The sequence below is a fragment of the Sinomonas sp. genome (assembly GCF_036848755.1).
Taxonomy (GTDB): Bacteria; Actinomycetota; Actinomycetes; order Actinomycetales; family Micrococcaceae; genus Sinomonas.
The window spans coordinates 1-13,501 of the sequence record NZ_DAIUJO010000003.1 but is presented as its reverse complement, the minus strand read 5'-3'; the positions used below and the strand labels follow the sequence as shown (position 1 = coordinate 13,501).

Here is a 13,501-nt window from a genome sequence, read left to right as displayed (position 1 = left end):
CTAGCGGTGGCTTGACTGTGCCTGGACGGCCGTGATCGCGACCGTGTTGACGATGTCCTCGACCGTGCAGCCGCGCGAGAGGTCGTTGACCGGCTTGCGGAGCCCCTGCAGGACAGGGCCGACGGCGACGGCTCCGGCGGACTGCTGGACGGCCTTGTAGGTGTTGTTGCCGGTGTTGAGGTCGGGGAAGATGAAGACGGTCGCCTGCCCCGCGACGTACGAACCGGGCAGCTTGGCCGCCGCAATCGAGGCGTCGACGGCGGCGTCATACTGGATCGGCCCTTCGACCGCCAGATCAGGCCGACGCGCCCGGACCAGCTCGGTTGCGCGCCGCACCTTGTCGACGGTCGCACCCGCGCCCGAGCCTCCCGTCGAGTAGCTCAGCATCGCAATGCGGGGCTCGACCCCGAACTGGGAGCCCGTCTCGGCCGAGGCGATGGCGATGTCGGCCAGTTCCTCCGCGTCCGGTTCCGGGTTGACGGCGCAGTCGCCGTAGACCAGCACGCGGTCCGGCAGGAGCATGAAGAACACCGAGGAGACAATCTTCACCCCAGCCCGCGTCTTGACGAACTCGAGGGCCGGACGGATGGTGTGGGCTGTCGTGTGGGCGGCGCCCGAGACCATGCCGTCGACGATGCCGAGCTGGACCATCATGGTCCCGAAGTAGCTCACGTCGAGCATGGCTTCGAGGGCCCGCGGCACGTCGACCCCCCGATGCGCCCGCAGGCGGGCGTACTCCTGCGCGAAGCGCTCCCGCAGGGGGCTCGTCGCTGGGTCGATGATCCGGAGGCCGTTGAGCGAGACCCCGTTGGCCCCCGCGATCTCGCGCACCTGTGCGTCGTTTCCGAGGAGGGTCAGATCGCACACGTCGCGCCGGTGCAGGATCTCTGCCGCACGCAGGATGCGGACGTCGGACCCTTCCGGCAGGACGATGTGCCGCCTGTCGGCCCGCGCGCGGCCGATGAGCTCGTGGAGGAAGCGCAGCGGCGTCATCGTCTCGGGGCGGGGCAGGTTGAGCCGCTCGAGGATCTCGTCGTCGTCGACCCTCTTCGCCCAGGCCCCGAGCGCTGAGGCGACCTTGCGGCGCTGCCCCGACCAGATCTCGCTGCGCACCAACGAGACGTCGCGCGCAGCATGGTAGGTGTCGCCCGGATATGAGAAGACGGGGAATGGCGCCGCGGCCAGGAGCGGGAGGACGTGCTCGTCAGGCGAGAGGCCGCCCGTGAGGATCATGGCGGAGGGGACGGGGAATTCCGGCGAGAAGGTCGAGGCGAGGGCACCGACCATGATGTCGGCCCTGTCCCCCGGGACGATGACGAGGTCGCCGGTCGCGAGGGCGCCGATGAAGTTCGCGACGCTCATCGCGGCGACTTTGACGCCCCGCACTTCCCGCTCCATGTCCGCGCTCCCCGCGATCTGGCGGAGCGCGAGCGCCCTCGAGACCTCGCCCGTCGTCGGCCGTGAGATCTCGTCGATCTCCGGCAGGACGTACACCGGTCTGTGGGAGAGGCCTGGCCGGATCGCGGCCGAGATCTCGTCGAGGTGTTCGGCGTCGGCGCGGTTGACCATCATGATCAGAAGGCTGCAGTGTGCCGCGTAGAGCTCCTTGCGGGCGACGTCGACGGCGTCCGCGATCTCCTCGGGGGTCCGGTCGCGCCCGGTCACGACGGCGACCATGGGGCAGCCGAGGTCGTTCGCGAGGCGCGCGTTGAGCGCGAATTCGACGGCCGAGTCCTGGCCCGTGAGGTCTGTGCCCTCGACGATGACGATGTCGCACCGCGAGGCAATCTCCGAGAAGAGGTCCACGCTCCGGGCGCCGATCTCTTCCCGCTGCCCCTCCGCGAGGTACTTCCGGACCTCGCGGGCGGTGAGACCCCCACGGCACACGTCAGGGCTGAGTCCGTAGCGGGACCGGATGAGTGACACCATGGGATCCTCGTCGGGGTCCTCCCCCGCGACAACAGGCTTGAAGAATCCGATTCGGTCAGTGTGGCTGTGGAGGGCCTCCGCAAGGCCCAACGCCACGAGAGACTTGCCCGAGCCTGGCGTCGTGGCGCTCACGTAGATCCCCTTGGACATGGACCCATCCTCGCACCGAAAGCCCGCGTGGCCGCCCGGCTGCGCGGCGTTACCGGCTCGCGAGATTCGCGCCCTCGGGGGCAAGCAGCCCGTCTGCCACGATCGCGAGCATCGAGGCGAGAGCGTCCGGAGAGATCTCGCTGTTGTCCGCCACCGCCGCGACGCCGCCCACGAGCCGGCTGATCTGCATCGGATCGACCCCTGTCCGCACGGCAGACCCCAGCCCCTCGATGATGCGCTGATTGGCGCCGAGGTACGTTTGGCACTTCGTCGCGAACGGCGACCCCGGGTCTCCGAGCGCGGCAGTGATTCGCGCCGCCGCCCCCTTGTGCTCAGTCAGCATCGCCGCAAAGTCCGTCAGCCAGGCCAACAGCCGCTCACGGGACGGGGCCTCGAGGGACAGGGCTCGCTCGACGGCCGCGTTGACCCGGTCAGCCCACGCTTCGAGCACCGCGTCGTAGAGGTCCTCCTTCGTGGGGAAGTGCCGGTAGAGCGTGCCGGTGCCCACCTCCGCCGCCTTCGCGACCTCGTCCATCGAGACGGCGTCGTAGCCCTTCGTGCGGAAGAGGCCCCGAGCGACTTCGACGATCCGATCGCGGTTGCGGCGAGCGTCAGCGCGCACAGGAACCACTACTCCCTCTCAGACGGTTGCAAAACGGAGACACTCTCCGTATATTTCTAATCGGAGCATCTCTCCACTTAGTGTACGCCGAATAGGACACCCCTCATGCCACCCATCACCGCCACTCGCGCACCCAACTCGGCCACGTCCTCCCGCCGCTCCGGCAACACCGGCCTCTGGCTCGTCATGCTCGCCCAGCTCATGCTCGTCCTCGACGCCACGGTCGTGAACGTTGCCCTCCCGCACATCGCGACCGATCTCCATTTCTCCCGTTCCGACCTCAGCTGGGTCCTCAACGGCTACGCCGTCGCGTTCGGCGGCCTCCTGCTTCTCGGCGGCCGGATAGGGGACGTCGTCGGCAGGCGACGCACGTTCCTGATCGGCGTGGCTGCCTTCACCCTGTTCTCCCTCCTGGGCGGCGTGGCCACCTCGCCAGCCCTCCTCGTCGTTGCGCGGGCCCTGCAGGGCCTTGGCGCCGCGTTCGCCGCCCCGAGCGTGCTCGCCCTCATCACGACGAACGCTCCGGACGAGGGCTCTCGCAATCGCGCGCTCGCCCTGTTCTCGGCGATCGCCTCGATGGGCGGTGCGATCGGGCTCATCCTCGGCGGCGTGCTCACGGACACGGTCAACTGGCGATGGACCCTCTTCATCAACGTCCCCATCGGCCTCCTCGTGCTCGTCGCCGTGCCGCGCCTCGTCGGGGAAACGCCCCGCAGGCCCGGTCGATTCGATGTGGTCGGCGCCGTCACCGCCACCGGAGGCGCCGTCGCGATCGTGTGGGCCCTCATCCAGGCGCCCGACTACGGCTGGCTCGGCCCCAGGACGGTCGGGGGCTTCGGGATCGGAGCAGCGCTCATCGGCCTCCTCGCCTTCACCGAGCGCCGCGTTCCCCACCCCCTCCTCCGGCCGCAGCTCCTGCGCAGCCCGAGCCGGGTCGGAGCGCTGGCCGCCATGGCTGCGACCTACGGCGGCATGCTGGCCATGTTCTTCCTCATGGTCCAATACCTCGAGGACCAACTGCACTTCACGCCCCTCGTGACCGGGCTCGCGTTCCTCCCCATGCCCCTGAGCATCTTCGCGATGTCGCGGGTCATCCCTCGGCTCGTCGAGAGGATCGGCGCTGTCCCGCTCGTCATCGTCGGCGCAGCCCTGCGCGTCGTCGCTTTCCTGCCCCTCACCCAGATCAGCTCGACCACGAATTTCGCCGTGGTCGCGGCGGCCCTCGTCACGACGGGGATCTCGGCGGGGATGACGTTCATGCCACTCACGACGCTCGCGCTGCGCGACGTCGAGCCAGAGCATGCGGGGGCCGCGTCCGGGCTCTTCCAGACGATGCAGCAGCTCGGGGGCGCCGTCGGGCTCGCCATCGTTGCGTCGACCTTCGCGGCCTTCGCCGCGCCGGGAGATTTCACGGTCGGCGGCCGCGCCGGCTTCTGGGCAGCGACCATCCTCTCCGCCCTCGCGTTGGCCGCCGTCGTCGGGATCGGGACAAGGCGGCAGAGGACCGCATGAGCAAAGAGCAGCCGCCCGGCGAAGCATGGCTTCGCCGGGCGGCTGCTCTTTGTGTGTCTTGACACATCGTCGCGCATGGGATTACCTAATGAACATTCGGTAAAGAATTGCGAGGTACCCCTATGAGCGACGCTGCTCCTGCCGAGACGGAGACCCAGGCCGAGCTGGACCAACCGGAGACCCCGGTGCGCCCCGAGTCGCCCGGCCACCCGGAATCCTTGGCCCACCCGGAATCCTTGGCCCACCCGATCCTTACCGACGACTACGCGACCGAATGGATGGGCCTCGAAGTGCTCGCCCTCGGCGACGGCAGCGCCACGGTCGCGACCACCCTTCGGCGCGAGATGCTCAACGGATTCGGCATCGCCCATGGCGGAATGATCTTCGCCATCGCGGACTCAGCCTTCGCCCTCGCCTGCAACCCCCACACGCCCGACGAGGGCCAGGCCGGCACGATCACCGTCGCCGCCGGCGTCGGCGTCAAATTCCTCGCTCCCGCCCACGTCGGCGAGCGCATCACGGCCGTCGCGGCCCGCCGCGCCCAAGCCGGGCGCAGCGGGCTCTACGACGTCCAGGTCTTCGCGTCACCAGACGCAGACACCTCCGGCCGCCTCATCGCCGAATTCCGCGGCCGCTCGCGCACGATCCCCCAGCGCTGACGCCACCCCACCAAGCTGCCGCAACCCCCACCAAGCTGCCGCAACCCCCACCAAGCTGCCGCAACCCCCACCCCATCCCCTGGCCACTACGGAGAGAGACACCGTGACCCAGACCGCCGCCCCAGAGTCCCCCCAAACCTCAGCGTTCGGCCCCGCGATCCTCGACGCCGAGGAGACGATGTCGCGCGACCAGATCGAGTCGCTCCAGCTCACACGCCTCCAGGAGACCTTGGACTACGCATACCGCAGGGTTCCGCTCTACAAGCGCAAGTTCGACGAGGCCGGGGTGCACCCGAACGACCTCAAGGAGCTCGCCGACCTGTCCAACTTTCCCTTCACGACCAAGGAAGACCTCCGCAAGGAGTACCCCTTCGGCATGTTCGCCGTCCCGATGGACCAAGTGGCCCGCATCCACGCGAGCTCGGGCACGACCGGCCGCCCGACCGTCGTCGGCTACACCAAGCACGACCTCGACAACTGGGCCACGCTCGTGGCCCGCTGCCTCCGCGCGTCCGGCGTCCGCCCCGGCATGAAGGTGCACAACGCCTACGGCTATGGGCTCTTCACCGGCGGACTCGGCGCCCACGCAGGCGCGGAGAAGCTCGGCGCGACGGTCATCCCGATGTCCGGCGGTCAAACCGAGAAGCAGATCCAGCTCATCGGCGACTTCGCTCCCGACGCGATCCTCTGCACGCCGACCTATCTCCTCACCATCGGCGACTCGATGATCCACAAGGGGCTTGACCCGCGGGCGACCTCGCTCAAGTTCGCAGTGCTCGGGGCCGAGCCCTGGACCCAGGAGATGCGCCGCGAACTCGAGGAGATGTTCGACCTCAAGGCCTGCGACATCTATGGCCTCTCGGAGGTGATGGGCCCGGGCGTCGCCGGCGAGTCGGTCGAGACCCAGGACGGGAGCCACATCTGGGAGGACCACTTCCGCCCCGAGATTGTCGACCCATTCGACCTCACCAAGACCAAGGCCGACGGTGAGACGGGGGAGCTCGTCTTCACGTCCCTCACGAAGCAGGCCTTGCCGATCATCCGCTACCGGACGAAGGACCTCACGACCCTCCAGCCCGGCACGACGCGCCCCGGCCATCGCCGCATGGGCCGCATCTCAGGCCGCAGCGACGACATGATCATCCTCCGCGGCGTGAACCTCTTCCCGTCCCAGATCGAGGAGATCGCGCTGCGGATCCCGGAGCTGAGCCCACACTTCCAGCTCGAAATCACCCGCCCCCACCGCATGGACGAGCTCACCGTGAAGATCGAGCCCCGGGAGGGCACGACGGCGGAGCAGCGCACCTCGGCGGCGGCGGCACTTCGCCAGCAGATCAAGGTCCACATCGGTTCCTCGTGCCGCATCGACGTCGTCGAGCCCGGATCGCTCGAGCGCTCGAACGGAAAGCTGCGCCGCATCTACGATCTCCGCCGTCAGGGCTGAGCCTCGGCCTAGACTCGAACCCATGCCTTCCCCCGCCGCAACCAAGACCCCCGGCCCCGATGCCCCCGGACCGGCGCCGTCCGGGCGCCGGGGGCGGCCCGGCTACGACCAGCAGTCCGTGCTGAACGTCGCCGTCGAGGTCTTCAACCGGCATGGCTACGACGCGACGTCGATGGGGATCCTCGCGGAGAACCTCGGGATCTCGAAGTCAGCCATCTACCACCACGTTCCCTCGAAGGAGGACCTGCTCGCGCTCGCGCTCGAGCAGGCACTCGGCGGCCTCGAGTCCGTGTGGGAGGCCCCCGAGACCAAGGAGGGCACGGCCGAACACCGGCTAGAGTTCGTCGTGCGCTCGACCGTCAGCGTCCTCACCGAGCGGCTGCCGTTCGTGACGCTTCTCCTCCGCCTGCGGGGCAACACCGAGACCGAGCGGCGCGCGCTCGAGCGGCGTCGCGGCTTCGACCGGCAGGTCGCCGAGCTCATCGAGGAGGCACGGGCCGAGGGCACGGTGCGGAGCGACGTCGACCCCCGCACCGTGTCGCGACTCCTCTTCGGCACGATCAACTCCATCGTCGAGTGGTACCGCCCGGGAGGATCGCTCACGCCGGAGAAGCTCGCCGACGACGTGGTCGCGGTCCTGTTCGACGGGCTGAGGGCGGACGGCCGGGTTCAAGAAGGGTGAACTCTTGTTGAACTGATTCAGAACTCGGGCATCACAGGCTTTTCACAGGTCTAGGGTCTTTCCGGGGACCCCTCTTCCAACGACCTGAAGGACCAATTCCAGATGCCGAAGTTCAGCATTCGCTCCGCCGCCGCGGCGAGCGCGCTCGGGCTCGTCGTGGCGTCGGGCGGCGCTATCGCAGCCGCCCTGCCCGCACAGGCCTCGACTACCACTCCCATCAAGCACGTCGTCGTCATCTTCGGCGAGAACGTCTCGTTCGACCACTACTTCGCGACCTACCCCAACGCCGCCAACACGGCTGGCGAGACGCTTCAGGGAAGCGGCGCCCCGGCGTCGTCCTTCACGGCCGCGCCGAACACGCCGAAGAACGTCAACACCCTCGCGAACGCGGGCCTCCTCGCGCCCAACAACCCGAACTCGGTGCAGCCGTTCCGCCTGACCCCCGGCCAGGCGGTAACGTGCGATCAGGACCACGCCTACACCCCTGAGCAGCAGGCCTACAACGGCGGGCTCCTCAACAAGTTCGTCCAGTACACGAGCACGGACACGTGCGGCGCCCCCCGGTACCAGGCGCCGGGCCTCACCATGGGCTACTACGACGGCAACACGGTGACGGGCATGTGGAACTACGCCCAGCACTTCGCTATGAGCGACAACAGCTACGACGACGAGTTCGGCCCCTCGACGCCGGGGGCCCTGAACCTCGTCTCGGGCCAGACCCACGGCGTGACGAGCATCGACGCGCTCACCGGCAAGCAGACCTCGACGCCGGATTCCTACACGGTGAAGTCGCCGAACGCCCAAGGCGTCGGCACCGTCACCGGGGACCCCGACCCGGCCTACGACGACTGCTCCGACAACAGCCGCAACGGTTCGCCGTACGCCCTCGCTGCGATGCAGGGCAAGAACGTCGGCGACCTGCTCAACGCCCAAGGAGTCTCGTGGGGCTGGTTCCAGGGTGGCTTCACGCCGCAGGGCAGCAAGACGATCAGCGGCACGGACTACGCCCAGTGCACCACGAAGCACACGAACGTCGCGGGCGTCTCCTCGACCGACTACAGCCCGCACCACGAGCCGTTCCAGTACTACGCCTCGACGGCCAACCCGCACCACCTCCCGCCGGCGAGCGACGCTGAGATCGGCCACAACGGCCAGGCGAACCACCAGTACGACATGACGGCCTTCGACAAGGTCGTGAACACTGACAACATGCCGGCCGTGTCCTTCCTCAAGGCTCCTTCCTACCAGGACGGGCACGCTTCCAACTCGGATCCGATCGACGAGCAGCAGTTCGTGGTGAACGAGATCAACTCGATCCAGAAGTCCAAGAACTGGGATTCGACGGCGATCGTCCTCGCCTACGACGACTCCGACGGCTGGTACGACCACGTCGCCGCCCAGGTCAAGAACGCCTCGAACGACCCGGCGAACGACGCCGCGTGGTGCCTCGACGCCGCGAAGGCCGGGACCCCCGTGCTCGGCGGCTACCAGGACCGCTGCGGTCCCGGGCAGCGCCTTCCGCTTCTCGTGATCTCGCCGTACGCCAAGCGGAACTTCGTCGACCACACGCAGACCCAGCAGTCGTCGATCCTCCGCTTCATCGAGGACAACTGGAACCTCGGCCGTCTCGGCGACAGCTCGTTCGACCAGCTCGCAGGCTCGCTCGGGAACATGTTCGACTTCACCCACCTCCGCCGCGACGGACTGATCCTCAACCCCGCGAACGGTTCGGTGGTCCAGGCGGCCTACTGCGCCGGCAACAGCGGCCAGCATCTCGGCCAGGGCGGCTCCTGCAGCTAGCCCGATCGGCCTCCCGGCCCCCCGTTGCGCCCCAGGCGCAGCGGGGGCCTCGCTTTTGATGCCCGACGCGTGGCTGTGCCCGGCGGGTTTGCTGTGCCCGGCGGTTGTTGTGCCCGACGGGTGGCTCCTGCACCCGAGATGCCTCAAAGAGAATGTTTCAAATTGGCATCGATGGTTTGTTTCGGCTTTGATTCGCTGTGAGCACCTGCCTAGACTCGAAAACGTGACCTGCATCTCAACGGCGCGATGCAGGTTTAACTAGCTAGAGCAAAGGGCCGCCTCCCCGAACGGGGAGGCGGCCCTTTTGCTTTTGCTCCGCAGGGGACTGCCCGGGGAACTTAGTGCGGCGTCCGCACCGCGCGCGCCTGTTCGACGAGACGGACGACGGCGTCGTGCAGCGGGTGGTCCGCGTCGAGCCCTGAGAGCTCTTCCGCGACCTCCACGTCGCTCGCCTCGCCGGCCAGGACCGCCTGAAGGCGCTGCGCTTCGTCGTCGTCCGCTGCGTCGAAGCGCAGCGCCGCGCCCATTGCCTCGAGCAGGCCATCCGCCGGGAGGCCCCGCTCTGCGAGCTCCGCCGCCGGCCCCACGAAGCGCTCGTGACGGCTGAGCTTGCGAAGCGGCGCTCGGCCGACGCGGTCGACCGTGTCGGGGAGCTCCGCGTTCGCGAACCGGCCCAGGATCTTGCGAATGTACGCCTCCTGCTCGTCGGGGGCGAAGCCGTACTTGGCGACAAGCAGCGACTTCGTCTCGGCGAGCACCGCCTCGACCTTCGTGCGGATGGACGGGTCCGCGATCGCTTCGGCGATCTTCTCCTTCCCGGCGGCACGGCCGAAGTAGGCTGCGGCCGCGTGCCCCGTGTTCACCGTGAAGAGCTTCCGCTCGATGTACGGTCCGAGCGAGTCTACCCACGTGACGCCCGGGATCTCCGGGGCCTCCTCGCCGAACGGGCCGCGCTCGACGGCCCATTCGAAGTAGGGCTCGACCCGGACGTCGAGGCCGCCGCCCGGGGCCTGGGCAGGAACGATCCTGTCCACCGCCGTGTTGGCGAAGAGCGCCCTGCTGTCTACGTCCGCGTCGGAGAGTCCCTCGGATCCAGCCGCCACGCGCACCTCGGCCTCGAGGAGGTCGGTCGCATTGATCGCGTTCTCGCACGCCATGACAGCGAGCCGCGGAGCGTCCGGGAGCCGCGCGGCGATCCCCCGCGCGATCGTGGGGGCCACGAACTTGAGGATGTTCGGGCCCACCGCGGTCGTCACGATCTCGGCGCGCGCGATCCGCTCGACGAGCTCCGCCTCCGCCGTTCCGGAGTTGACGGCCGTGTAGCGGTCCACGACGTGGTCCCGGCCGCCCTCGCCCACCTCGTGCACGGTGTACGAGGGCGTGGCCTGGAGGGCGTCGATGAGCGGCGCCGCGACGTCGGCGAAGACGAGTTCGTAGCCCGCCTCATGGAGCAGGAGGCCCACGAACCCACGGCCTATGTTCCCCGCCCCGAAGTGGACGGCCGAAGGGGCTGCCGACGCCTTCTGCGCCGAAGCGGCCTCGGAACTCATGCATTCACCTTTCCGAAGATGTCGAGCACCTCGTTGACGGTCTGCGCCTTCTCCAGCCGGGCCACCTGCTCGCGGTCACCGAAGACCTTCGCGACCTTCGCGAGGATCCCCAAGTGCTCCTTGTCCTTCCCTGCGATGCCGATGACGAACGTCACTGGCTTCCCCTGCCAGTCGATCGGCTGGTCGTAGCGGACGAAGGTCAGCGCGGAGGACGCGATGTGCCCCTTGGCCTCGTTCGTGCCGTGCGGAATGGCAAGTCCGTTGCCCATGAACGTCGAGACCGACCGCTCACGCTCGTGCATCGACGCGATGTACTCGTCGTCGACCGCTCCCACCGCCTTGAGCAGGCGCCCCGCCTCCTCGATAGCGCCAGCCATGTCCACGCTCGCGCCCGCAAGGACGACCGACTCGGGCTTCAGGACCTGCTTGGTCTCGGTGTGCGCGTGGGGTACCGGCACATGGAATGCGGCGGCCTCCTCCTCCGAGGCGGGCTCGGTCTTGGCTGCCACGCCTTCGAACGGCACGGGCTCGGTCGCGGACTGCTCGTCGAGCAGGGCGACGATCTCGTCGTACTTCGGGCTGCCCATGAAGTTGTCGACGGTCACGAGCTGGGCACTCGGCGTCTTCTCCTCTGCCCTGAGCGCGAGATCCTGGTGGACGACCACCATGTCATAGGTGTCCGTCAGGTTCGCGATCGACTGGTTGGTGACCTTGACGTCCTTGTGCCCTGCGGCCCGGATCTTGTTGCGCAGCACCGACGCACCCATCGCACTCGAACCCATTCCGGCGTCGCACGCGAAGACGATGTTCTTGATCTCGGTGCCCGTCAGGGTAGCCGTCCCGACCCCGCCAGCCGCCCCCGCGGCGCCGCGGCCGAGGAGGGTCGAAGCCATCGACTTGCGGCCCTTCATGCCTTCCATGCTCGCTGTGGCCGCCGCGAGGTCGCCTTCCTCTTCCCTGTTCTTCGCCGCTCTCAGAATGATCGAGGCGATCGCGAACGAGACCGCGCAGGCGAGGACCACCGCGAGGACGACGCCGACGTAGCTGTCCCGCGCGGTCTGTGCGAGGACCGCGATGATCGATCCCGGGGCGGCCGGGGCGACGAGGCCGGAGTGCGTGAGCGCGAGGGTCGCGATGCCCGTCATCCCGCCGCCGATGGTCGCGAGGATGAGCAGCGGGCGCATGAGGATGTACGGGAAGTAGATCTCGTGGATGCCGCCGATGAACTGGATCAGCGCGGCACCCGGAGCGGAGGCCTTGGCCGCGCCCTTGCCGAAGAACATGTAGGCGAGCAGGACCCCGAGGCCCGGGCCCGGGTTCGCCTCGAGCAGGAAGAGGATCGACTTGCCCTGGGCTGCGGACTGCTGGATGCCCAGCGGCGTCAGGACGCCGTGGTTGACAGCGTTGTTGAGGAACAGGACCTTGGCCGGCTCGATGAAGATGGACGTGAGCGGGAGGATCCCGTGGCTGACCATGAACTGCACTGCATTGCCCGCGGCCGCGCTGAAGGTCGTGACCACCGGGTCGATGGCGAAGAAGCCGAAGAGGGCGAGGATGGCACCCCAGATGCCTGCGGAGAAGTTGTTGACCAGCATCTCGAAGCCGGGGCGGATCTTTCCGTCCCAGATCGCGTCGATCTTCTTCATGGTCCAGCCCCCGAGCGGACCCATGATCATGGCACCGATGAACATCGGAATGTTCGTGCCCACGACGACGCCCATCGTGCCGATGGCGCCGAGGACGCCGCCGCGCGTGTCATAGACCATCTTGCCGCCGGTGTAGGCGATGAGCAGCGGAAGGAGGTACGTGATCATCGGGCCCACGAGGCCCGTATAGGTCGTCCCCGTGGCTGGATTCGTGCCGAAGCCGCCGAGCGCACCGACAGGGAGCCAGCCCTGCTGGATGAAGATGGCGGTAATGAGGCCCCAGGCGATGAAGGCACCGATATTCGGCATGATCATGCCCGAGAGGAAGGTGCCGAATTTCTGCACCCCGGCCCGCGTGGCGTGGAGCCTCGAGGGGGCTGCGGTGGTCGACATGGTTCCCTGCTTTCGTGTCAGGAGGCAGCCCGCGGGCCGCCGGGGGTAGTGGGAGGTTGGCCGCCCCCGCGGTTCCTGCCGTTCTCCGGTGTATTGGAGAGCCGGTGGAGCCATTCGAGGAAGAGCCGCATCTCGGTCCCGGAGAGCTGCTCCGGGTGCGAGGACTCGAGCGTGGCGTTGAGGGCGATCGCAGCCGCAACGTAGGACGGCTGGCCCCCAGCGATCGCTCCCCGCTCGGGCTCGTCGACAAACGACGGGTCCGAGACGACAGAGCGGAGGACGGCGTCGCGCGTCTGCGCGGAGAGCGGCAGAGTCGCGATATCGCCTCCCGTGAGAGGTTCGTCCTGCTCGTCCGCCAACAGCATGAGGGTCACCCCGATGTTGGCGGCCAGGACTGCCCGCGCCGCTTGCGCCGGCGGCACGCCGAGCTGGCCCGCGGCAGCCGCCCGCGCCATCTCCCGTTCGAGGAGGTGCTCAGCCTCCTCGACGAGGACTGGACGACGGCCGGGACCCGCGTTGCCGAACATGAGGGTGTACAGCTGGGCGTGGGACAGCCCGAAGTGCACGTGGATGTCCCATAGCCGCTGGACGTCGAGGATCGGGCTGGCCGATCGCTCGATGTTCCCCTCACGCTGGACGAACTCCTCGAAGCCTCTGGCCACGACGGCTTCCATGAGCCCGTCCTTGTCGCCGAAGTGGTGATAGAGCGTGGGCGCTGTCACCCCGGCGACTTCCGTGATCTGACGCGTGGAAACCGGCTTGCCGTCCGACGCCGCAAGCAGTTCCATGGCGGCCGTGATGAGCCGCTCACGGGGGGAGGCCTTCGCAGGCTCCCCGTCCTGGGCGTCGCCGGCGACGCCCACTTCCGTCTCACGCATGACCGCTAGCGTAACCGATATAGCAACGCTATACAAGAGATAATAGTGATCTGGATCACAGCCGAAGAGGCTGTGGTGAGAATCACGAAACCTGCTTGTATAGCAACGCTATAGCGACTAAGGTAACGCGGAGCTAACCGCCATCGGGCCTATGCCCAGACCGAGAGGATCCCCAATGAACCAGCAGTTTCACGGTGTGGGTGTGGCTCCGGGGCGGGTGCTGGGGCCGGTGCGGC

At 68.1% G+C, this 13,501-nt stretch carries 10 protein-coding genes; 5 read left to right on the top strand and 5 right to left on the bottom strand.

Going from position 1 to position 13,501, the window contains the following annotated elements:
• Window positions 1-2,079, bottom strand: coding sequence for a phosphate acetyltransferase (pta, locus tag V7053_RS00815; RefSeq protein WP_334170358.1), 2,079 nt, complete (start codon window positions 2,077-2,079; stop codon window positions 1-3).
• Window positions 2,080-2,128: 49 nt separating this feature from the next.
• Window positions 2,129-2,701 (bottom strand): TetR/AcrR family transcriptional regulator, encoded by a 573-nt coding sequence (locus V7053_RS00810; protein ID WP_334170357.1) that lies wholly within the window; start codon window positions 2,699-2,701, stop codon window positions 2,129-2,131.
• Window positions 2,702-2,806: 105 nt separating this feature from the next.
• Between V7053_RS00810 and V7053_RS00805 the strand changes: the two genes are divergently transcribed.
• The 5 genes from V7053_RS00805 to V7053_RS00785 all read left to right on the top strand — a co-directional run bounded on the left by V7053_RS00805 (window position 2,807) and on the right by V7053_RS00785 (window position 8,798).
• A complete protein-coding gene (locus V7053_RS00805; RefSeq protein ID WP_334170356.1) occupies window positions 2,807-4,213 on the top strand; it encodes an MFS transporter in 1,407 nt (468 codons plus the stop codon).
• A 122-nt stretch (window positions 4,214-4,335) separates the two neighbouring features.
• Complete coding sequence (locus tag V7053_RS00800; protein ID WP_334170355.1) at window positions 4,336-4,872, top strand: hotdog fold thioesterase; 537 nt, start codon at window positions 4,336-4,338, stop codon at window positions 4,870-4,872.
• 103 nt (window positions 4,873-4,975) lie between these two features.
• The gene (paaK, locus tag V7053_RS00795) at window positions 4,976-6,316 is read left to right on the top strand and encodes a phenylacetate--CoA ligase PaaK (protein ID WP_443022474.1); all 1,341 of its coding nucleotides are present in this window, start codon (window positions 4,976-4,978) and stop codon (window positions 6,314-6,316) included.
• A 22-nt stretch (window positions 6,317-6,338) separates the two neighbouring features.
• A complete protein-coding gene (locus V7053_RS00790; RefSeq protein WP_334170354.1) occupies window positions 6,339-6,998 on the top strand; it encodes a TetR/AcrR family transcriptional regulator in 660 nt (219 codons plus the stop codon).
• A gap of 102 nt (window positions 6,999-7,100) precedes the next feature.
• The gene (locus V7053_RS00785; RefSeq protein WP_334170353.1) at window positions 7,101-8,798 is read left to right on the top strand and encodes a phospholipase C; all 1,698 of its coding nucleotides are present in this window, start codon (window positions 7,101-7,103) and stop codon (window positions 8,796-8,798) included.
• Window positions 8,799-9,136: 338 nt separating this feature from the next.
• Here the strand turns inward: V7053_RS00785 and V7053_RS00780 are convergent, their stop codons facing one another.
• Genes V7053_RS00780 through V7053_RS00770 form a run of 3 tightly spaced genes read right to left on the bottom strand, consistent with a single transcriptional unit; the run spans window position 9,137 to window position 13,265 of the window.
• Complete coding sequence (locus V7053_RS00780) at window positions 9,137-10,348, bottom strand: mannitol-1-phosphate 5-dehydrogenase (RefSeq protein ID WP_334170352.1); 1,212 nt, start codon at window positions 10,346-10,348, stop codon at window positions 9,137-9,139.
• Window positions 10,345-12,387, bottom strand: coding sequence for a PTS mannitol transporter subunit IICBA (locus V7053_RS00775; RefSeq protein ID WP_334170351.1), 2,043 nt, complete (start codon window positions 12,385-12,387; stop codon window positions 10,345-10,347). Before V7053_RS00775 ends, V7053_RS00780 begins: the two co-directional genes overlap by 4 nt.
• Before the next feature lie 17 nt (window positions 12,388-12,404).
• A complete protein-coding gene (locus V7053_RS00770; protein ID WP_334170350.1) occupies window positions 12,405-13,265 on the bottom strand; it encodes a TetR/AcrR family transcriptional regulator in 861 nt (286 codons plus the stop codon).
• Window positions 13,266-13,501 lie beyond the last annotated feature (236 nt).